Source organism: Ligilactobacillus sp. Marseille-Q7487 (assembly GCF_949152225.1).
Classification (GTDB): Bacteria; Bacillota; Bacilli; order Lactobacillales; family Lactobacillaceae; genus Ligilactobacillus.
In genome coordinates this window covers 967,733-988,802 of record NZ_CASCJC010000001.1, presented here as the reverse complement: position 1 = coordinate 988,802, position 21,070 = coordinate 967,733, and the positions used below count along the sequence as shown (strand labels likewise).

The 21,070-nt window shown below is 36.4% G+C and carries 17 protein-coding genes, 1 CRISPR repeat array and 1 riboswitch (1 of these 19 only partly in view); of the genes, 15 read left to right on the top strand and 2 right to left on the bottom strand.

The annotated features are described in order from the left end of the window. A CRISPR array of direct repeats spans positions 1-3,478; the repeat unit is 32 nt; unit sequence GTCGCTCTCCGTGTGAGAGCGTGGATTGAAAT; it reaches 2,275 nt to the left of the window's first position. 121 nt (positions 3,479-3,599) lie between these two features. From QM017_RS04925 to clpB, 3 genes are all read left to right on the top strand, one after another. Then, the gene (locus QM017_RS04925) at positions 3,600-3,833 is read left to right on the top strand and encodes a hypothetical protein (RefSeq protein ID WP_282709032.1); all 234 of its coding nucleotides are present in this window, start codon (positions 3,600-3,602) and stop codon (positions 3,831-3,833) included. A gap of 74 nt (positions 3,834-3,907) precedes the next feature. Continuing rightward, positions 3,908-4,183: a hypothetical protein gene (locus QM017_RS04920; RefSeq protein WP_282709031.1), complete on the top strand. Its 276-nt coding sequence runs from the start codon at positions 3,908-3,910 to the stop codon at positions 4,181-4,183. A gap of 187 nt (positions 4,184-4,370) precedes the next feature. Next, positions 4,371-6,971, top strand: a complete 2,601-nt coding sequence (gene clpB / locus QM017_RS04915) for an ATP-dependent chaperone ClpB (RefSeq protein ID WP_282709030.1) — start codon at positions 4,371-4,373, stop codon at positions 6,969-6,971. 130 nt (positions 6,972-7,101) lie between these two features. On the opposite strand, the gene QM017_RS04910 is transcribed toward clpB, so the two are convergent. Then, entirely contained in the window at positions 7,102-7,287 is a 186-nt protein-coding gene (locus QM017_RS04910) for a YjzD family protein (protein WP_178196971.1), read from the bottom strand. A 133-nt stretch (positions 7,288-7,420) separates the two neighbouring features. On the opposite strand from QM017_RS04910, the gene QM017_RS04905 reads away from it, so the two are divergent. The 12 genes from QM017_RS04905 (at position 7,421) to QM017_RS04850 (ending at position 20,019) form a co-directional block, all read left to right on the top strand. Continuing rightward, positions 7,421-10,717, top strand: coding sequence for a DNA polymerase III subunit alpha (locus tag QM017_RS04905; RefSeq protein WP_282709029.1), 3,297 nt, complete (start codon positions 7,421-7,423; stop codon positions 10,715-10,717). 252 nt (positions 10,718-10,969) lie between these two features. Then, positions 10,970-11,932 carry a 6-phosphofructokinase gene (gene pfkA, locus QM017_RS04900; RefSeq protein ID WP_178196975.1) on the top strand — a complete coding sequence of 321 codons (963 nt, stop codon included), beginning with the start codon at positions 10,970-10,972 and terminating at the stop codon, positions 11,930-11,932. 79 nt (positions 11,933-12,011) lie between these two features. Beyond that, a complete protein-coding gene (pyk, locus tag QM017_RS04895) occupies positions 12,012-13,772 on the top strand; it encodes a pyruvate kinase (protein ID WP_282709028.1) in 1,761 nt (586 codons plus the stop codon). A 183-nt stretch (positions 13,773-13,955) separates the two neighbouring features. After that, on the top strand, positions 13,956-14,414 hold the full coding sequence (locus tag QM017_RS04890; RefSeq protein ID WP_178196979.1) for a DUF441 domain-containing protein: 459 nt from the start codon (positions 13,956-13,958) through the stop codon (positions 14,412-14,414). Positions 14,415-14,425: 11 nt separating this feature from the next. Next, the gene (locus tag QM017_RS04885) at positions 14,426-15,286 is read left to right on the top strand and encodes a S1-like domain-containing RNA-binding protein (protein WP_178196981.1); all 861 of its coding nucleotides are present in this window, start codon (positions 14,426-14,428) and stop codon (positions 15,284-15,286) included. Between the two features lie 18 nt (positions 15,287-15,304). Then, a complete protein-coding gene (locus QM017_RS04880; RefSeq protein WP_282709027.1) occupies positions 15,305-15,775 on the top strand; it encodes a Fur family transcriptional regulator in 471 nt (156 codons plus the stop codon). A gap of 1 nt (position 15,776) precedes the next feature. Next, entirely contained in the window at positions 15,777-16,664 is an 888-nt protein-coding gene (gene xerD / locus QM017_RS04875) for a site-specific tyrosine recombinase XerD (RefSeq protein ID WP_282709562.1), read from the top strand. 23 nt (positions 16,665-16,687) lie between these two features. After that, positions 16,688-17,062, top strand: coding sequence for an N-acetyltransferase (locus tag QM017_RS04870; protein ID WP_282709026.1), 375 nt, complete (start codon positions 16,688-16,690; stop codon positions 17,060-17,062). Beyond that, a complete protein-coding gene (locus QM017_RS04865; protein ID WP_282709025.1) occupies positions 17,040-17,801 on the top strand; it encodes a segregation/condensation protein A in 762 nt (253 codons plus the stop codon). The genes QM017_RS04870 and QM017_RS04865 overlap by 23 nt, the downstream gene beginning before the upstream one ends. Next, positions 17,798-18,391 (top strand): SMC-Scp complex subunit ScpB, encoded by a 594-nt coding sequence (gene scpB, locus QM017_RS04860; RefSeq protein ID WP_282709024.1) that lies wholly within the window; start codon positions 17,798-17,800, stop codon positions 18,389-18,391. Before QM017_RS04865 ends, scpB begins: the two co-directional genes overlap by 4 nt. Further along, entirely contained in the window at positions 18,392-19,147 is a 756-nt protein-coding gene (locus QM017_RS04855) for a pseudouridine synthase (RefSeq protein WP_282709023.1), read from the top strand. A 42-nt stretch (positions 19,148-19,189) separates the two neighbouring features. After that, positions 19,190-19,315, top strand: a riboswitch (FMN riboswitch). A gap of 122 nt (positions 19,316-19,437) precedes the next feature. After that, positions 19,438-20,019, top strand: a complete 582-nt coding sequence (locus QM017_RS04850) for an ECF transporter S component (protein WP_282709022.1) — start codon at positions 19,438-19,440, stop codon at positions 20,017-20,019. 113 nt (positions 20,020-20,132) lie between these two features. On the opposite strand, the gene QM017_RS04845 is transcribed toward QM017_RS04850, so the two are convergent. After that, entirely contained in the window at positions 20,133-21,059 is a 927-nt protein-coding gene (locus QM017_RS04845; RefSeq protein ID WP_282709021.1) for a hypothetical protein, read from the bottom strand. Positions 21,060-21,070 lie beyond the last annotated feature (11 nt).

Below are 21,070 nucleotides of genomic sequence, written 5' to 3'. Positions count from 1 at the left end.
GTGAGAGCGTGGATTGAAATAGGGGAAATATTAGCTTGTTCAAAGCTAATTAAAGTCGCTCTCCGTGTGAGAGCGTGGATTGAAATAAGCTTGCTAAGAAAATTTCATTTAAACAATTTTGTCGCTCTCCGTGTGAGAGCGTGGATTGAAATAATCGCTAACAGATACGGTACAACTTGGCAAAACAGTCGCTCTCCGTGTGAGAGCGTGGATTGAAATCTTACGCCCCCGTTTTTTTTTAGGAAACGGGGTTGTCGCTCTCCGTGTGAGAGCGTGGATTGAAATCAATGAACTAGCCTTGTTTCGGCTATGATTTCGTGTCGCTCTCCGTGTGAGAGCGTGGATTGAAATTCACGCTTTAAACCAATCTTGTAACCTATCATATCGTCGCTCTCCGTGTGAGAGCGTGGATTGAAATCAAAGTGTGAAGATGAAATTTATACGTTTTTATCGTCGCTCTCCGTGTGAGAGCGTGGATTGAAATAAACAGATTGTGACACATTACCTTACGAAATTATCGTCGCTCTCCGTGTGAGAGCGTGGATTGAAATTCACGAAATCGGTTGTATCGACGCTAGGGACAACGTCGCTCTCCGTGTGAGAGCGTGGATTGAAATGAAAAACGCCCCAGCCACATCGCTGGCGGTAGAAAAGTCGCTCTCCGTGTGAGAGCGTGGATTGAAATAAATCGAATCGGCACTGGCTCGTAACAGTTATTAAGTCGCTCTCCGTGTGAGAGCGTGGATTGAAATACTCTTGTTTGGGGGTACAACAAACAAAGGTACGAGTCGCTCTCCGTGTGAGAGCGTGGATTGAAATGTTGGAATATCTCATTAACAAAAGTCCTGACACGTCGTCGCTCTCCGTGTGAGAGCGTGGATTGAAATAATACCATATTTCTTAGCTTCTGCTTTTGTTTTGGTCGCTCTCCGTGTGAGAGCGTGGATTGAAATACAGTACCTGATGTAAAACCAAGTGCTCCAACGAGTCGCTCTCCGTGTGAGAGCGTGGATTGAAATGTCGAATTATTGTGTACTTTATCTTGTGCACATTGTCGCTCTCCGTGTGAGAGCGTGGATTGAAATAGCGCTACTTACACGGTTAGTCAAACTATCAACGGTCGCTCTCCGTGTGAGAGCGTGGATTGAAATAAGAATCTTCCTTTGGCGGTTCAACAGGAACTGCAAGTCGCTCTCCGTGTGAGAGCGTGGATTGAAATTCGTGATTATGCAATCGATGAAGTTAGAAAAAATTTGTCGCTCTCCGTGTGAGAGCGTGGATTGAAATATTTTAAATCGTCTCCTTTAATATCTCTTGATTACGTCGCTCTCCGTGTGAGAGCGTGGATTGAAATATCACCAGTTGTTTTACTAATACCTTTAAACACGTGTCGCTCTCCGTGTGAGAGCGTGGATTGAAATAGGCAATTTAGATATCAATGTGGGTGTAGGTGATGTCGCTCTCCGTGTGAGAGCGTGGATTGAAATCGTTAAGTGTACCGTCTGCGTTGGTAATAGCACCGTCGCTCTCCGTGTGAGAGCGTGGATTGAAATGCCGATGAACACTCCGAAGTCGTAAAATCCGTAGCGTCGCTCTCCGTGTGAGAGCGTGGATTGAAATTTTTTCGTATCTTAAATATTTATCTGCAAACTCAGGTCGCTCTCCGTGTGAGAGCGTGGATTGAAATAGTTGGTCGTATCGCAATCAAACGACCAGACTTTTGTCGCTCTCCGTGTGAGAGCGTGGATTGAAATTTCGCCATTAATCAAACTAAAAACAATCGGTAGGTCGCTCTCCGTGTGAGAGCGTGGATTGAAATAAAATATCCTAAAAACAAGCAATGGTAAAATATCAGTCGCTCTCCGTGTGAGAGCGTGGATTGAAATTTTTTCGTATCTTAAATATTTATCTGCAAACTCAGGTCGCTCTCCGTGTGAGAGCGTGGATTGAAATAGTTGGTCGTATCGCAATCAAACGACCAGACTTTTGTCGCTCTCCGTGTGAGAGCGTGGATTGAAATTTCGCCATTAATCAAACTAAAAACAATCGGTAGGTCGCTCTCCGTGTGAGAGCGTGGATTGAAATAAAGCCAAGCCCAACAGAGCACGCCTTTCTCGACCGTCGCTCTCCGTGTGAGAGCGTGGATTGAAATTTCGCCTTTTCTTTTTTTGGCGATCATGTCTTCAAGTCGCTCTCCGTGTGAGAGCGTGGATTGAAATTTAAAGAACGTATTTGAAAATTGTTGTTTGTGTAGTCGCTCTCCGTGTGAGAGCGTGGATTGAAATCAAGTGCTAGTAGACGTGAGTTAGGTAAAATTACAGTCGCTCTCCGTGTGAGAGCGTGGATTGAAATCAGGTATTAAAAGACCTTGCTCCTTTAATTCTTGTCGCTCTCCGTGTGAGAGCGTGGATTGAAATAAGCTTATCTAGTAAACCTTGTCCGTCATAGGTTACGTCGCTCTCCGTGTGAGAGCGTGGATTGAAATTTTAATAATTGCTGGGTCTTCAAACGCTCCGCTGTCGCTCTCCGTGTGAGAGCGTGGATTGAAATATAATTAAATCAAACAACGCTTTCCAAGTAGTTAGTCGCTCTCCGTGTGAGAGCGTGGATTGAAATAATAGATGTTGATTTTAAGCGTAAAGAAATGATTGTCGCTCTCCGTGTGAGAGCGTGGATTGAAATCATTGTTGCTTCCCCAATTAGCAACCCAACGATCAGTCGCTCTCCGTGTGAGAGCGTGGATTGAAATAACGCACCAATTCCAGCGTAAGAATTTGTGTAACTGTCGCTCTCCGTGTGAGAGCGTGGATTGAAATAAATCTTAAAAGATGGAAACGGACAAGAAAATAAGTCGCTCTCCGTGTGAGAGCGTGGATTGAAATGATTTGAAATTTTAAATAAAAGCGACAACGGATAGTCGCTCTCCGTGTGAGAGCGTGGATTGAAATGGTCACTTCTAAAATTGTAAATAACCAAGTCTTTTGTCGCTCTCCGTGTGAGAGCGTGGATTGAAATCTAGCTCGTATCCTTTAAAAATACTCATGTCACTGTCGCTCTCCGTGTGAGAGCGTGGATTGAAATAGCAACGCAACAAAATATCATTAAAATTGGTCTTGTCGCTCTCCGTGTGAGAGCGTGGATTGAAATAGCGTGTGCATCATTTACATTTAAAGCGTAACTGTGTCGCTCTCCGTGTGAGAGCGTGGATTGAAATAACAATAGTTCTGATTTCATCAGCTCCAATTCTAGTCGCTCTCCGTGTGAGAGCGTGGATTGAAATGATAGACGAATTATCCGAATGTATATTATTTAAAGTCGCTCTCCGTGTGAGAGCGTGGATTGAAATGTATCGAGTTGTATAGCTTTAACAACTTGATTTTGTCGCTCTCCGTGTGAGAGCGTGGATTGAAATCGGCTTGGTGCTCGTCATTTTTAAAATCAACGTCGTCGCTCTCCGTGTGAGAGCGTGAATTAAGATATCCTCTGGAAATCGTTCGTTCCATTTTGGGATTTGTCGCTCTTCATGTGAGGGCGACTATTTTTTAGCTCCAGTAATAACGACTTTATATTAATTTAGTTATCATAAAAGGGAGATTTTTATGAATTTCAAGCGTTTTGAAGTTATTAGTGGAAACTATATCGAAGAAATTTATGGTCAAGTACGTTTAGGCTATTCATTAAGTGATAATACTGATTTTTATGATATGTTGGAATGGCTGAAAAAAGGTGATTTTCAAGGTCAGACGCTGGTCTTTTATGATTATACTAATGGCAAGGTCTATGAGCTATTTGTCAAACAAAAAATGTGCTATATGGCGAGCCGGTCTATTTAAAAAATTATTATTGGTTTTTGCAAGGGAGTTTCAATAGCGAAAAAATCACGTTATTTAAGTATTTTCCTGGTAAGTTGCTAGAACCAGTCACACAATTTAAAATAACAGAAATAGAACTTTATAATTTACGTATCATTGGAGAAGATGTCCGCATTATAAGCAAAGATAATGAGTTTATCTGTTATTATCCGGAGAGTTTTAGTTTTCCTAAAAAAGCTAATGAAACCGTCAGCTTGATTTCAGATGACAAGGTATATTTGGATGCCTGGATAGAAGAAGGCTGGGACGATGAACACAAGATTATAAGTATTACGAAAAAGTCATCATCAGAGATTCTCAAGGTAATTTAGTCTCTGAAAAACTTGGGTGTATGCAACAGCGCCCAGATGGAACTTGGTGGTTAGCATAAGTTGGCTATAGCAGTCAATCTCATGGTTGGCTGTTTTTGTTGTACTTTAAAACACTTATCATTTCATCTTTTAAATAAAACGCGGTAAAATATAGTTAGTTGAATTATTCTTGAAAGAAGGAATAAGTATGAATCCTGAAAAATTAACCGAGGCCTTGCAAGCTGCGATTGGCCAAGCTCAACAGATTGCGGTAACACGGCATCATCAAGAAATCGATGTGGTTCATCTGTTCAAATTCTTAGTGCAACCGGGTGAATTTGCGGCTGATGTTTACAAAAAAGCGCAGATCGATGTCGCTAGTTTTGAACAAGAAATCGATCGGCAATTAGACAAATTATCAGTAGTTGAAGGCAGTGTTCAATACGGACAAAATATTAGCCAAAATATGTTAAGTTTATTGCAAAGTGCTGAACAAATTCGCACAAAGTTAGGCGATGAGTATATTGCGATTGATACAATTTTATTAGCCTTATTTGACTTGAAGCATCATCCCTTGACACAATATTTAATTAATCATGGCTTAACGAAAGCAAAGTTTGAAAAAATAATTCAAGACTTGCGAGGAGGAGAACGTGTGACGTCTAAGAATCAAGAGGAACAATACAAAGCTCTAGAAAAATATGGAGTAGATTTAGTTAAACAAGTTCGTAGTGGCAAGCAAGATCCGATTATTGGACGTGATGATGAGATTCGTGATGTCATCCGTATTCTTTCACGTAAAACCAAGAATAATCCAGTCTTGATTGGGGAACCTGGTGTTGGTAAAACGGCGATTGTCGAAGGATTAGCCCAACGGATTGTCCGAAAAGACGTTCCAGAAAATTTACGTGATAAAACAATTTTTTCTTTAGATATGGGATCTTTGATTGCTGGGGCCAAATATCGTGGTGAATTTGAAGAACGCCTAAAAGCCGTCTTAAAAGAAGTTGCCAAAAGTGAAGGTAAAATCATTTTATTTATCGATGAAATCCATAATATTGTTGGTGCCGGTAAGACAGAAGGTAGTATGGATGCTGGTAACCTCTTAAAGCCAATGCTTGCTCGGGGTGAACTGCATTTGATTGGTGCAACGACCTTAGATGAATATCGTGAATACGTTGAAAAAGATAAAGCCTTAGAACGTCGCTTCCAAAAAGTGCTCGTTAAAGAACCAACCGTCGAAGATACGATTTCTATTTTACGTGGTTTAAAGGAACGTTATGAAATTCATCATGGTGTTCGTATTCACGACAACGCCTTAGTTGCTGCAGCTACTTTATCTAATCGCTACATTACCGATCGTTTCTTACCAGACAAAGCAATTGATTTAGTCGATGAAGCCTGTGCAGAGATTCGCGTTGAAATGAACTCAATGCCAAATGAACTCGATCAAATTACCCGCCAATTGATGCGTCAAGAAGTTGAAGAAGCAGCTTTGAAAAAAGAAAGTGATCCAGCTTCCAAACGTCGCCTAGAAGAGCTTCAAGCAGAATTAGCTCAGTCTCGTGAGCAAGCCAATAAACTCAAGATGCGTTGGGAAACGGAAAAACAAGATATCAAAGCTGTTAGTGATAAAAAAGCCGAATTAGACAAAGCGCGCCATGATTTAGAAGAAGCTGAAAACCAATATGATTTAGAAAAGGCCGCTAAGTTACAGCATGGAACGATTCCACGTTTAGAAAAAGAACTACATGATTTAGAAAATACCGAACGGCCAGATGAATGGTTAGTTGAAGAATCCGTGACTGAAAATGAAATTGCGGCAGTTGTAAGTCGCTTAACAGGTATTCCAGTCGCTAAATTAGTGCAAGGGGAACGTGAAAAACTTTTGCATTTAGCTGAGAGCTTACATCAACGTGTCATCGGACAAGATGAAGCAGTTAATGCTGTTGCTGATGCGGTTTTACGTTCTCGTGCCGGTTTGCAAGATCCATCTAAGCCATTAGGTTCATTTATGTTTTTAGGACCAACTGGGGTCGGGAAAACCGAGTTAGCCAAAGCCTTAGCTGAAAATATGTTTGATTCTGAAAAACATATGGTACGGATTGATATGAGTGAATACATGGAAAAAATCTCTGTTTCTCGTTTAGTCGGTGCTGCTCCGGGTTATGTAGGCTATGAAGAAGGGGGCCAATTAACCGAAGCAGTTCGGCGTAATCCATATACAATTGTGTTATTGGATGAAGTTGAAAAGGCTCATCCCGATGTCTTTAACATCTTGTTACAAGTCTTAGATGATGGTCGCTTAACTGATGGACAAGGGCGCACGGTTGATTTTAAGAATACGATTTTAATTATGACTTCTAATTTAGGTTCACAAGTATTGCTCGAAAATGTTCAAGAAGACGGGCAAATTTCAACAGAAACCAGACAACAGGTCATGAAACTAGCACAAGCACATTTTAAGCCTGAATTTTTGAATCGAATTGATGATATTATTATGTTTACACCGTTAAGCTTGCATGCCATTGAAGAAATTGTCGATAAATTTGTCCAACAACTTTCAACGCGCTTAGCTAGTCAAGAAATTTCTCTTAAGATTACGCCTAAAGCTAAGATGTGGTTGGCTAACAACGGTTATGATCCAGCATACGGAGCACGTCCATTACAACGTTATATTACAAATCAAATAGAGACACCGCTTGCTCGTGAAATAATTGCAGGTAAAATAATGCCACATAGTGAGGTGTTAATTGAATTAGGTGAGCATGAATCGTTGATTTTTACAAATCAACCCCAATCTGAATAATAAAAAACGAATCTCCTATAAAGGGGGATTCGTTTTTTTTACAGGAAATAATAAAAATAAGAAGTTACTTTAACTATAGATCATAAAAAATAAAAGTCGACAGGAGAGCTTTCACTTGCCGACTTTTTAATTAATTAGTTTTTTTAGGTGCTTTAATCATTGTTCCCAAGATATTGATGATAATAAAACCACCAATCATTGCAATGACACCACTTTCGATTGGATTAAATTCAAGTGCGCCTAAAGAAGACACGATGTAACCCAAAACGGTACCGTAAATAAAGCCCCAAAATAAAATGGTAAGTTGTTTTGCCATTAGAAAACACCTCTCAATATGTAGTAGTTTAGCACATTTTGATGCAAACTGCACAAATAAAATTGCGAATTTGTCGCATTTATATCAAAACATCTAGTATAATTAAAGAAAAAAAGCGATGTGAGGTGAGATTATGTACAGCCCATTACAAGTTTTGAGTTGTTATAGTTTATTACAAAGTACCATAGACATAAAGACTTATGTCAGTGAAGCTAAAAAGTTAGGCTACCAAGCCTTAGCTTTGACAGACTTAAATGTGATGTATGGGGTGCTTGATTTTTATGAAGAATGTAAAAAACAAAATATTAAGCCTATCATTGGGTTGACTATTCAATTAGAGGATGGTCAATTAGTATTACTTGCAAAAAATTTGCAAGGATATCATAACCTTTTAAAAATTTCTTCATTAAAGATGATACAAGAAGAAGCACTGAGTTTAGATCAATTAGTTGCTTATTTGAATAATTTATACGTAATTTTACCAACACAAAACAGTCCAATTAGTGAATTAGTTCAGCTTGGTCAACAAGATAGCGCTCAAAGCTGGCTAATGAAGCTTAAGCAACATGTAGATGAAAATAGTTTACTGATAGGTATTAGTATTAGTACAAATGAAAGATATTTGGAACAATTAAAAGAATTAACGCTAAAAATGCAGCTTAGGTTAGTTTTTGCAAGTCCAGTACATTATTTGAAAGCTGGCGATTATTTTAAGACAATGATCGTTCAAGCAATAAAAAAGCAGCAAGTTTTGTCACAGACAGCTTTAGATGCTCGTAGATGGGGACGTCATTATTTATATGCTCCAGATGAGATTTTTAAACGTTGTCAAGAAAAAAATTTAGTAGAGGCTTATCAAAATGTAATTGAAATTGTTAATCAAATAGATTTAGAACTAAAATTTTCTGATGTTCAATTACCTAAATTTACTGTTCCAGAAGGGTTTAATAGTCAACAATATCTTAAAAAATTATGTTATGAAGGCTTAAAAGTACGTCTAAATGCAGGTTTAAGTACGGATATAACACAGTATCAAATACGTTTAGACTACGAATTGTCTGTTATTCATCAGATGGGCTTTGATGATTATTTTCTAATAGTTTGGGATATTACTAATTTTGCACATCAGCATCAGATACGAATTGGACCAGGACGTGGTTCTGCTGCGGGGTCATTAGTTTCATATTGCTTATTTATTTCTGATGTTGACCCACTTAAATATCAGTTGTTGTTTGAAAGATTTTTAAATCCTAAACGTGCGCAAATGCCAGATATTGATTTGGATATTCCTGATCGTAAAAGGGCAGATGTTTTAAAATATGTTCATCAAAAATATGGACATCAAAAAACAGCGCAAATTATAACATTTGGAACACTAGCGGCAAAACAAGCTATACGAGATGTCGCTCGGGTAATGGGACAAACAACATTACAACAAAATAAATGGAGTGCAGCTTTAAGTAAAGCGTTAAATGACAATGACACACGCACATTAATAGGCTGTCAAAATCATTATGCAATCAAACGTTTATTTGATGAAGACCCCATAAATGAATTAATTTTTAATACTGCACAACAAATTGAAGGTCTGCCACGTCATTATTCGATTCATGCAGCTGGCGTAGTTTTGAGTGATCATGATTTAAGTGATGTAATTCCAGTTCAAGCAAGCACAGATGGAATGTTACTGACGCAATTTGCTAAAAAACAAGTTGAAAAAGTGGGTCTATTGAAAATGGACCTTTTAGGTTTAAGAAATCTTACCTTGCTAGATGATACTTTGCGAATCGTTTTAAATAATTATGATGCAAGTTTTAACATTACGCGCATTAATTTAAATGATCAAAAAACATTAGCGTTATTTGGGAATGCCGATACTGATGGTGTTTTTCAATTTGAATCAGATGGAATTAAACAATTGTTAGTAAGATTAAAACCTAGTTGTTTTGAAGATATTGTGGCAGCTAACGCATTATATCGACCAGGACCAATGGAAAATATTGGCGAGTTTATAGCGCGTAAACATGGACAAAAACCAATTGTATACTATGATAAACTTTTGGAACCAATTTTGGCTTCAACTTATGGAATCATTGTCTATCAAGAACAAGTCATGCAAGTTGTAGCAAAATTAGCAGGTTTTGATTTGAGTGAAGCTGATATTTTACGTCGTGCTATCAGTAGTAAAGATGATGAATTACTAGCAAAAATAAAGCAACGTTTTATTTCAGGAGCAGTTAAACACAATGTTGAACAAAAAGTTGCCGAACAAATTTATGAATATATTGCAAAATTTGGAGGATATGGCTTTAACCGTTCGCATTCAGTTGCTTACTCCAAATTAGCTTTTGAGTTAGCTTATTTGAAAACTTATTATCCAGCAGCATTTTTTACTGCATTATTAAATACTAATTCGAGCGATAAAACGAAAAAATATTTATCTGAAATTAAACAACGCAAAATAAAAGTTTTTCCACCATCAATTAATCAAAGCCAGGGTTATTTTACCTTACGAAATAATAGTATTTACTTTGGATTGAAAAATATTAAAACATTATCGTTTAACTTTATTGTGGCAATATTAAGTGAAAGAAAGCATCATGGAAAGTTTAAGAGTCTAGCTGACTTCATGCAACGCTTAGATAAGAAGTTTTTAAAAGAAGATCAAATCGAAGCTTTGATTTATTCAGGTGCTTTTGATGAATTTAAACAATCACGTTCAGAGTTATTGGCTGCATATCCAGGTATTTTGAGTAACATTGAGCTTAGTGGAGATAGTATAGAATTATTTAAGATGTTGGCGCCTAAACAAAATAAACAAGTTCAAATACTTAGTCAAGAATTTTTATTAGAAAAAGAAGCCCATTATTTAGGAACCTATATATCAAGTTATCCAACTGAAAATTTTAAGAATTTAGCTAGTAAGTTTAATGTCTGTCCAATTGCCTTACTTAAAGCTAATCAAGAAGCATATATTTTGCTTTATCCTAAGTCTCTTAAAGAAATTAGGACTAAAAAAGGCGATTTGATGGCTTTTTTACATGGTAGTGATGCAAGTTGTGAATTGGATGTAACGATTTTTCCGCGACAATATCAACAATTCAAAGATATCTTAGCTGCTAAACAAGTTTTATTAATTCAAGGGAAAGTTGAACCAAGAGAGCGGTTGACACTAATTGCACAACATATTGAGTTAGCAAAAGAGACTACAATGGAAAAATTATATATCCGTATTCCGCTGAATTTTGTTGATAAAGAAGTTTTACAAACGACACTACGAAATTTTAGTGGTTCAACACAAGTAATAGTGTATGATGTTGCTAGTGATAGTAAATTTTTACTAAATAAAAATCTGTCAGTGAAAATTTCAAAAGAACTATTGGCAAGGTTAAAGCATATTTTAGGCTCAGAAAATGTTGTTGTTCGGTAAAAAAACGAATATTATCTGGAAATATGTGCTAAATTTTTGAAAAAGTATTATGAAAATGAGAATTGATTTACAATTTTTGTGAAAAACAAGAATTATTTCCAGAACACGCTTTCAGGTTAACGAAAAACGTTTCTTAAAGCATACCAACATTCTTAGAAAACTTATGAAAATCAATTGAAAATAGTTTGAAGAAGTGATAATATAACAAGTGGAGAATGTAGTACTACAGATTTATTTACTTGAGGTGAAGAAATGAAACGCATTGGTATTTTAACAAGCGGTGGCGATGCCCAAGGTATGAACGCTGCTGTGCGTGCAATCGCACGTGCTGCAATGAATGCAGGCCTTGAAGCATACGGTATCAACTATGGATACAAGGGTTTGGTTGAAGGTAATATCTTCGAAATGAAATCTATGGATCTTGATGGTATCATCAACCGTGGCGGTACAATTCTTTATTCTGCACGTTTCCCAGAATTTGCAGAAGTAGAAGTCCAATTAAAAGGTATCGAAGTTTTGAAGAAGTTCGGTATTGATGCTTTAGTTGTTATCGGTGGCGATGGTTCTTACCATGGTGCTGAAAAATTAACTAAACATGGTTTCAATTCAATTGGTATCCCAGGCACAATTGATAATGATATTCCAGGTACCGACTTTACAATCGGTTTTGATACTGCAGTTAACGTCGCAGTTGAAAACTTAGATCGTATCCATGATACAGCTAAGTCACATCAACGTATCTTCGTTGTTGAAGTTATGGGTCGTGGCGCTGGCGATATTGCTTTATGGGCAGGTATTGCAACTGATGCTGATGCAATTGTTATTCCAGAACGTGAATACGATGCAAAAGCAATTGCTGACAAGTTAACAGCAAACCGTGAACAAGGTAAAGATTACGGTATTGTTGTTGTTGCAGAAGGTGTAAAATCTGCTGCTGAATTGAAAGCTGAAATTGATCAATACGGTGACTTTGATAGTCGCGCAATCACATTAGCACACGTTCAACGTGGTGGTATTCCAACAGCTAAAGATCGCGTTTTAGCAAGCCGTTTTGGTGATTATGCAATTCAATTATTACTTGAAGGTAAGGGTGGTTTGGCTATCGGTATTCGTGATAACAAACTTGTTGCAACAGATATCATCGATACATTAGAAAACCATAAACATCAAACAGATGTTTCCTTACTTGATTTAAATGATCGTCTACGTTTTTAATCAGGCGTAGCCATAATTAATTTTGTTAAAAACGACATAAAAGTCATTTTTAAATTTTTTCAAAGGAGAGATTTCACTCATGAAAAAGACCAAGATCGTAAGTACACTTGGACCAGCTAGTTCTGATTTAGATACAATTGTTAAATTAATTGAAGCGGGCGCTAACGTTTTCCGCTTTAACTTCTCTCATGGTGACCATGAAGAACATTTAGGTCGTATGAAACTCGTTGATGAAGCTGAAAAGATTACCGGCAAGATAGTTGGTAAGATGCTTGATACAAAGGGTGCTGAAATTCGTACAACTGTTCAAAAAGAAGGTAAACTTCACTTCAATATCGGTGATGAAGTTCGTATTTCTATGGATGCATCACTTGAAGGTACAAAAGAAAAGATTGCCGTTACTTACCCTGGCTTATTTGATGATGTTCATGTTGGTGGCCATGTGTTATTTGATGATGGCTTGATTGATATGCAAATCGAAAGCAAAGACGAAGCAAACAAAGAATTAGTATGTAAAGTCTTAAACGAAGGTACACTTGGTTCACGTAAGGGTGTTAACGCTCCTGGCGTTTCTATCAACTTACCTGGTATTACAGAAAAAGACTCTGATGATATTCGCTTTGGTTTAGACAATGAAATCAACTTTATTGCTGCTTCATTCGTTCGTAAACCACAAGACGTTTTAGATATTCGTGAACTTTTAGAAGAAAAGAACATGACACATGTTCAAATCTTCCCTAAGATCGAATCTCAAGAAGGTATCGACAACTTTGATGAAATCATCAAAGTATCTGATGGTTTAATGATTGCTCGTGGTGACATGGGTGTTGAAATTCCAGCAGAAAACGTTCCTTTGGTACAAAAGAGCTTAATCAAGAAGTGTAACGCTGCTGGTAAGCCAGTTATCACAGCTACACAAATGCTTGATTCTATGCAAGAAAACCCACGTCCTACACGTGCTGAAGCATCTGACGTTGCTAATGCTGTCTTTGATGGTACAGATGCAACAATGCTTTCTGGTGAATCTGCAAACGGAGATTACCCTGTAGAAGCTGTAGCTACAATGGCTCGTATCGATGTTAAGGCTGAAACAGCTTTACGTCAACATAAGACATTCTCATTGAATGACTTTGATAAGACTGATGTGACAGAAGCAGTTGCACGTGCAGTTGCGGAAGCAGCAGATAACTTGAACATCAAGACAATCGTTGCTGCAACAAAATCTGGTCATACAGCTCGTTTAATTTCTAAATATCGTCCAGATGCAGACATCTTGGCAGTGACATTTGATGAACGTACACGTCGTGGTTTATCAATCAACTGGGGTGTATATCCTGTCTTAGCAGAAGCACCTTCTTCTACAGATGAAATGTTTACTTTAGCTACAGAAAAAGCTAAAGAAGCAGGCTTTGCTAAAGAAGGCGACTTAATCTTAATTACTGCTGGTGTTCCTGTTGGTGAAAAAGGTACAACAAACGTAATGAAGATTCAATTAATTGGTTCTAAAGTTGTTGATGGCCAAGGTGTTGGCGATGAAACAGTTATTGGTAAAGCTGTTGTAGCAACTTCCGCACAAGAAGCTAACGAAAAAGCTGTTGAAGGTTGTATTTTAGTTACAAAAACAACTGACAAAGACTACTTGCCAGCAATTGAAAAAGCATCTGCTTTAGTTGTTGAAAATGGTGGTTTAACATCACATGCAGCTGTTGTAGGTATTTCTATGGGAATTCCTGTAATCGTTGGTGCTGCTGATGCAACAACATTAGTATCAAACGATGAAGTAATCACTGTTGATTCTCGTCGTGGTATTGTTTACCATGGTGCTTCAAACGTTCTTTAATATATAAAGAATTGCTGAATTGATAAAATAACTGACACTGTTCGCATAGACTTAAAGTTTTGCGGACAGTGTTTTTATTTACATGTTTGATTCGCTTTTTGACACTATTTAAGTTAAAATAGAAGAGAATGAATTATTTTAGAGAAAATTTCAAATGTAAACAGATTAATGAGGTGAAAGAGTTTGGAAAGCTGGTTGTTTTTATTATTAGTATTAGGAGTGGCTTTATTTGGTAAAAATACCTCACTAATCATCGCAACCCTTGCAGTGATGGTTTTAAAACTTTTACCACTTACGGCTAAATGGTTGCCTACGATTCAAGCAAAGGGAATCAATTGGGGCGTTACAATTATTTCAATTGCTATTTTAGTTCCAATCGCAACAGGTCAAATTGGTTTTAAAGATCTGATGCATGTTTTTCAAACACCAGCAGGTTGGATTGCAGTAGCCTGTGGTATTTTAGTGGCAATTCTTTCGCGTTATGGTGTTAATCAATTATCTGCTTCACCACAAGTTACCGTAGCTTTAGTTTTAGGGACAATTATTGGTGTTGTTTTCTTAAAAGGGGTTGCTGCTGGTCCAGTTATTGCTAGCGGGATAACTTATTGTATCGTTAGTTTATTACATTTGAGTTTTAATTAAAGGAGTAAGAAATGTTACAAGATTTACTTGGTAGAAATATTACAGCAACTGTAATTGATGAAAATCAAGACTATGTTTTCGCTCAACAAGCGGGACAAACTTTTCGATTAGCGAAAAAAGAATTAAATAAGTTACCTAAAATTGGAGCACAAGTTACAGGATTTGCTTATGAAAATGAAAATCATCAGTTACAATTAACTAAAAATACTCCTAAAAGTGGAATTGGTAAATATGCCTGGGCAACAGTAGTCAAGGTTCAACGTGGTCTTGGAGTATTTGTTGATATTGGCTTGGAAAATAAAGACATTGTCATTTCTTTAGATGAATTACCAGAATTGAGTGAACTTTGGCCTAAACGTGGTGATCGTTTAATGGTCGCGCTTAAAGTTGATGCTAAAGGCAGAATTTGGGGAGATTTAGCAACTGAAGAAATGTTTAGAGCTGTCAGTGTTAAGGCTAATCAAAAAATGTTAAATAAAAACGTGACAGCTACAGTTTACCGTTTGAAAATGGTAGGAAGTTATGTTTTAACTTCAGATTATTGTCTTGGCTTCATTCATCAATCTGAGCGTGAACAAGAACCCCGTTTAGGTGAAGTATTACAAGCGCGCGTGATTGCAGTTAGAGATGATGGTACTTTAAATTTATCTTTGCGACCACGTGCCCATGAAGCTATCAGTGATGATGCACAGATGATTTTAGTTGCTTTGCAACATAGTCCAGATAAAAGTTTACCGTTTTGTGATAAGAGTGATCCACAAGCGATTAAGGTTTATTTTGGTATTAGTAAAGGTCAATTTAAACGCGCAGTTGGACACTTGATGAAAGCAAATTTAGTTTATCAAGAAGATGGACAATTATTTTTAAAATAGACTGGAGATGAGTTGGTTATGGCAGACGTTCAACAAGATGAATTGACACGGATTGAAGAAGCTTTGCATAATGCAGGCTTTAAATTAACACCACAACGTAAAGCGACCGTTAAAATTTTACTTGAACATCATAAAGAACATCTATCCGCTGAAGAAGTCTATGTTTTTTTGACTCAAAAAGAGCCTGAAATTGGATTAGCCACTGTATATCGTACGTTAGATATTTTAACTGAAATAAAAGTAGTTAATAAGATAACTTTTGAAGATGGTATTGCACGGTTTGATTTGTTGACACAAGATCATGGACATTTTCATCATCATTTAGTTTGCACAAAATGTGGTAAAACCCAAGAAATTCATGAAGACTTGTTAGGTGATGTTGAACGCCTGGTTAAACGCCAATTTCATTTTGAAGTTAGTGATCATCGCTTAACCTTTTTAGGAATTTGTGAAGATTGTCAACGTCAAGCTAAATTACGAGGTGAGTAACATAAATAGATTGTTAGAAGAATATCTACATTATTTACGTGTCGAGCGTGGTTTGGCGCATAATACTTTAGCCAGTTATCGTAATGATTTAAACCAATTTTTACAATATTTGCAAACTAAGCAAATTACTACTTTGACTGAAGTCGATAAAAACACTATTATAGAATATCTAACCTTTCAAACCCAACAACATAAGGAAAATAGTTCAATCATTCATAGTATTACGAGTCTACGCCGTTTTTTTAGTTATTTGGTACAAGAAAAGATTATCATCAAAGATCCAATGTTATTGATTGATACACCTAAAAAGAAGCAAAAATTACCAGAAGTTCTATCAATTAAAGAAGTCGAAACTTTATTGGCAACACCAAATACCGCACAAATATTAGGAATGCGCGATCGGACCATTTTAGAAGTAATGTATGCAACTGGTTTACGGGTTAGTGAAATTATCAACATCAAATTAAACGATCTACATTTGAGCTTAGGCATCATTCAAACGATCGGTAAAGGTAATAAGGAACGAATTATTCCAATTGGAGACGTTGCTGCTAAATGGATTGAACGTTATTTAAACGAGTCACGTCCTAAGTTATTAAAACAAAAACGTTCACCTTATCTTTTTTTGAATTTTCATGGAGAACAGTTAACACGACAAGGCATTTGGAAAAATTTGAAAGCTCATGTAAAAAAAGCCGGAATTCAAAAAAACGTTACTCCCCATACATTACGGCATTCATTTGCTACACATATTTTAGAAAATGGTGCAGATTTACGAATTGTACAAGAATTGCTAGGTCATTCTGATATTTCGACAACTCAAATTTACACGCATCTATCAAAACAAAGATTATCTAAAGTTTATAATCAAGCACATCCACATGCATGATTTTAGTGAAAGGATGATAAACAATGCTATATAAATATAAAAATGATTATGCAAAAATTGCGATGGGATTGTTGTCGTTTATTCCTGATCTAAAAAACTTTAACAATCTGCAAATAGAATTACAATGGTATGCTAATAATTCTAATCGTGCCTTGTTGTTGTGGAAAAATAAATATGGTGATTTTACTGGAATCATAGGCTTATTAGTTCTTGATTCAAGTGTATTAGTGCGACACATTGCTGTGACTCCCACTGAACGTGATGGGAGATTAGTCTATGAGCTATTGGATGCTGTTGCGCAACTTTATCCGACTAAAAAGGTATTAGGAAGTTTGGATATTGCAGCTTTATTTACTAAGTGGGAAAAGAGAGAATATGAAAGAACAAATAATACATGAAACACCCTTAACTTTTAAAATTGCTGAATTTGAAGGCCCACTTGATTTGTTGTTGCATTTAATTCGTAAAAATGAAATGGACATCTATGATATTTCAATGTCAAAAATTACCGCGCAATATATCGACTATCTACACCAAATGCAGACTTTACGATTAGATGTTGCTGGAGAATATTTAGTGATGGCTGCAACTCTAATCAATATTAAAAGTCGGATGTTGTTGCCGACTGAACAAACTAAATTACAAGATGATGTAGAAGAGTTCGGAGATCCGCGTGAAGATTTAGTACAACAATTGATTTTGCACCAAACTTTTAAGTTAGCAGCCGGGCAACTGCGTCAATGTGCTGATGAACGTCAAAAGCAATATAGTCGTGAGCAAGAACCCATGCCTGCTGATACGCAACTTGGACAGCTCAATAAAGATAGTTTGTCGTTAAATAAGTTGCAAAAAGCTTTTGCAAAATTATTGGCTAAGCAAAAACAATTACCTGAATTAAGGCGTAAGGTGCAGCCAGAGCGTTTTTCCATTGAAGATGAGATGACTAATATTTTAAATAAATTAAAGCATATTGAACACCCAATCATGTTTAATGATCTTTTTTCAAAAGATGCTAGTATAGAAAAATTAGTGACAACTTTTTTGGCTTTGTTAGAGTTAATGAAGCGTGGCAGTGTGTTTGCTTTTCAAGAAGATATTTGTGGTCAAATTTTGATGAAACGAGGTGAAAGCAAATGATTTCTAATCAAGCTAAAGTAGAAAGTCTGTTGTTTGCTTGTGGTAGTGAAGGCATTACGGCTACTCAATTAGCACAATTAACAGGCCTGATGAAACCGGCTGTTTTTGAACAGCTTGAACGATTACAAGATAAATATCAAAAGGATAAAAATTGTAGTTTTGAAGTGTTACAAACGGGTGAAAAATATCGGCTTGCAACTAAAAAGTCGCTAGAGTCTTTATTGCGTAGATATTTTGAATCACCAGCTATGACAGATTTGTCTGCTGCTGCTTTAGAAACATTAGCGATTATTGCCTATAAACAGCCTATAACTCGTGTTGATATTGAAGAAATTCGTGGAGTTCATTCAAGTTCATCTATCCAAAAATTATTAATGCTTGATTTGATTAGAGAAGATGGACGTCTTGAAGTGCCTGGACGTCCCATTTTGTATGCTACAACCGAAGAATTTTTAAATTATTTTGGCTTACGAAATATCACGGATTTACCTAAAATAGATGAACAAAAAGAAAAGGATGAGTCAATTGAGTTGTTGACTTTATTTGAAGAAACACTAGGAGAAGAGTTGATGTTGGAGGAAGATAAATAAATGGTACAAAGATTACAAAAAGTCATGGCAACAGCAGGGATTGCCTCGAGACGAGCTAGTGAAAAATTGATTTTAGAAGGACGTGTCCAAGTTAATGGACAGGTTGTTACCGAATTAGGTACTAAGGTGGCCGGTGATGATATCATCAAAGTCGACGGTCAGACTATTGAACATCAAGAAGAAAAAGTTTATTTTCTTTTTTATAAGCCACGCGGTGTGATTTCTGCTGTTAAAGATGACAAAGGACGCAAGGTTGTTACTGATTATTTTACCGAAATTAGTCAGCGTCTCTATCCTGTTGGACGATTAGATTATGATACTTCAGGATTATTATTGATGACAAATGATGGACAGTTGGCCAACGAATTAATGCATCCACGTTATCATGTTGAAAAGTCTTATCTGGCTAAGGTAAAAGGGATTCCGACTAACGAACAAATCAAAGCGTTGCGTGCCGGCATCAAATTACCAGATGGGCATAAAACGGCTAGGGCTAAGGCTAAAATTTTAAAAATTGACAAGAAAAAAGATTTTGCTTTGGTGAGTTTAACGATTCACGAAGGACGTTATCATCAAGTTAAAAATATGTTTGCGGCTATTGGTCATCCTGTTCAAAAACTAAAACGCGAAACGTACGGCTTTTTGACGCTAGATGGGCTAACGGCCGGCCAGTTTAGGCCACTGACCTTTGCTGAAGTTAAGGAGTTAAAAAAGCAAGTTAGACAAAAAAGTAACAGAATATTGCCTTTTACTTAGTTATATGCTAAAATCTAGAAAGTAAAATAAATATAATTAATGGTTTATCTTCAGGGCAGGGTGTAATTCCCGACCGGCGGTATAGTCCGCGACCTTTGCTGCTAACAGTAAGGCTGAACCGGTTTGATTCCGGTACCGACAGTATAGTCTGGATGAAAGAAGATAGGGCTTTATTTGAATTGGTTAATTTTAAATGAAACTCTACCTATGTCCTGGAAGACGAGGTAGAGTTTTTTTAGTTCGTCTTGCACAGGTCAAATGAAGATATTCCTTTTGGGAGGAATCTTTTTATGCTACAAGTTTCAATTAAGAAGTGGGTTTTGGCGGCGTGTTTAGCGGCGATTTCTTATTTATTGATGTTTTTATCTTTCGCGGTTGTTCCAATTGTTCCATATATGAAGATCGATTTTAGCGATTTAGCAGTTTTGATTGGCTTTTTTGTTCTAGGAACTAGTGGAGGTATTGGTGTTGCAGCAATTCGTTCTGTTTTATATTTTGTAATTACAGGAGTGTCTTTAGGTAACTTTATTGGTGTTGCAACGAGTTTTATAGCATCACTAGTCTTTTGTCTACCGTTATATTTTTTACTCAAGAATAAACAAACATTACAAATAAAAAATTATGTATTAGCAATTGTAGTAGCCACGATTATCTTAACAGTTGTATTATCATTAGCAAATTGGTTGGTAATTACTCCTGTTTATATTGCTGTTTTAGGTTTAAATCTAGGTTTGCCTGTAGCTAAATTGGTTTTATATGGTGTCATTCCCTTTAATCTTATTAAAGGAGTTTTAGTAGGGAGTGCCTTTGCTTTAGTCTTTAGTAAGCTACATGGATGGTTAACAATAAAAGCAACTTATTTTTCAAATTAAAAAATAAGGCTTTTTAAGCTTTCTTTGTTGGAGATTTCCAATGAAGAAAGCTTTTTTATTTAAATAAAAAATTAGGACCGATAGAAATTCTATCAGTCCTATAATCATATTTTTTAATTACAATAGTGTAGCTCTTTAGGTTTTAAATAATTTATAAATTCTTTTAATTCACTGTCATTTAATCCAACTAACGGTGCTTGTAAATCGGCTAATTCAATTGGTTCATTCACAAATGCTGTAATAACAGGATCTATAAATACTTCGAAATCTTGTTTAAAACGAGGCTGGGCTACTTGATATAATCTTTTGGTAGGAAGACTTGGTGTCGTTAAAAATTCCTCAAATGGATAAAAGGCTGCTAAAAATTGAGCAAAATCTTTTTGCCAAACGATTTGCCATCCAGCGCCCATCGCTGTTTTTTGATAACGCAAGAGTCTTTCTGGACTCCAGGGAGAAAAAATAGCTGAAGTTTCTTGTTTTGAAGTGTGATTTAAAAACTTGAGTAAACTTTTTTGAATGTTATTTTCACTTAATTCTGTGCTAAGGGGCATTATTTGTTTATTTTTAACCAAAATTAAATGTTCTAGACTAGATTGAGCAAACACTTTTTTCCAAGCCTTAATTCTTTTTTTATGAGTACCATGATTAAAAAAGACTCCACAATAACCGATAGTGTGTTGTTGTTTATCGATTAACAGTAAAGAACAGGCTCCAAAAAGTCCATCATCACTTTTTAAAGCTTGAATTTTAAAATCGCCTAATTCAACAAAATAACCATATGGTAAAATCTTCCATTCTTGTTTTGCCAAGTTAATGAAAGAAAAACGTGCTAACTTTTGCAACAACCAAAAAAGATCTTGTGAAAGATAGATCGGTATAGTTAACTCTTTTTGTAATAAGGATAAAGTTTCAGTCTTTAGATGAGTTATAATTAAATAACTGCTATTGTTAGCAGTTATTTGCGTAAGGTCAACTGCTATGGTTGTAGCGTTACATTGTAGGTAAAAACCGTTGTCTTGAGCATTATAATGTGTCGTCATGACAAATTTAT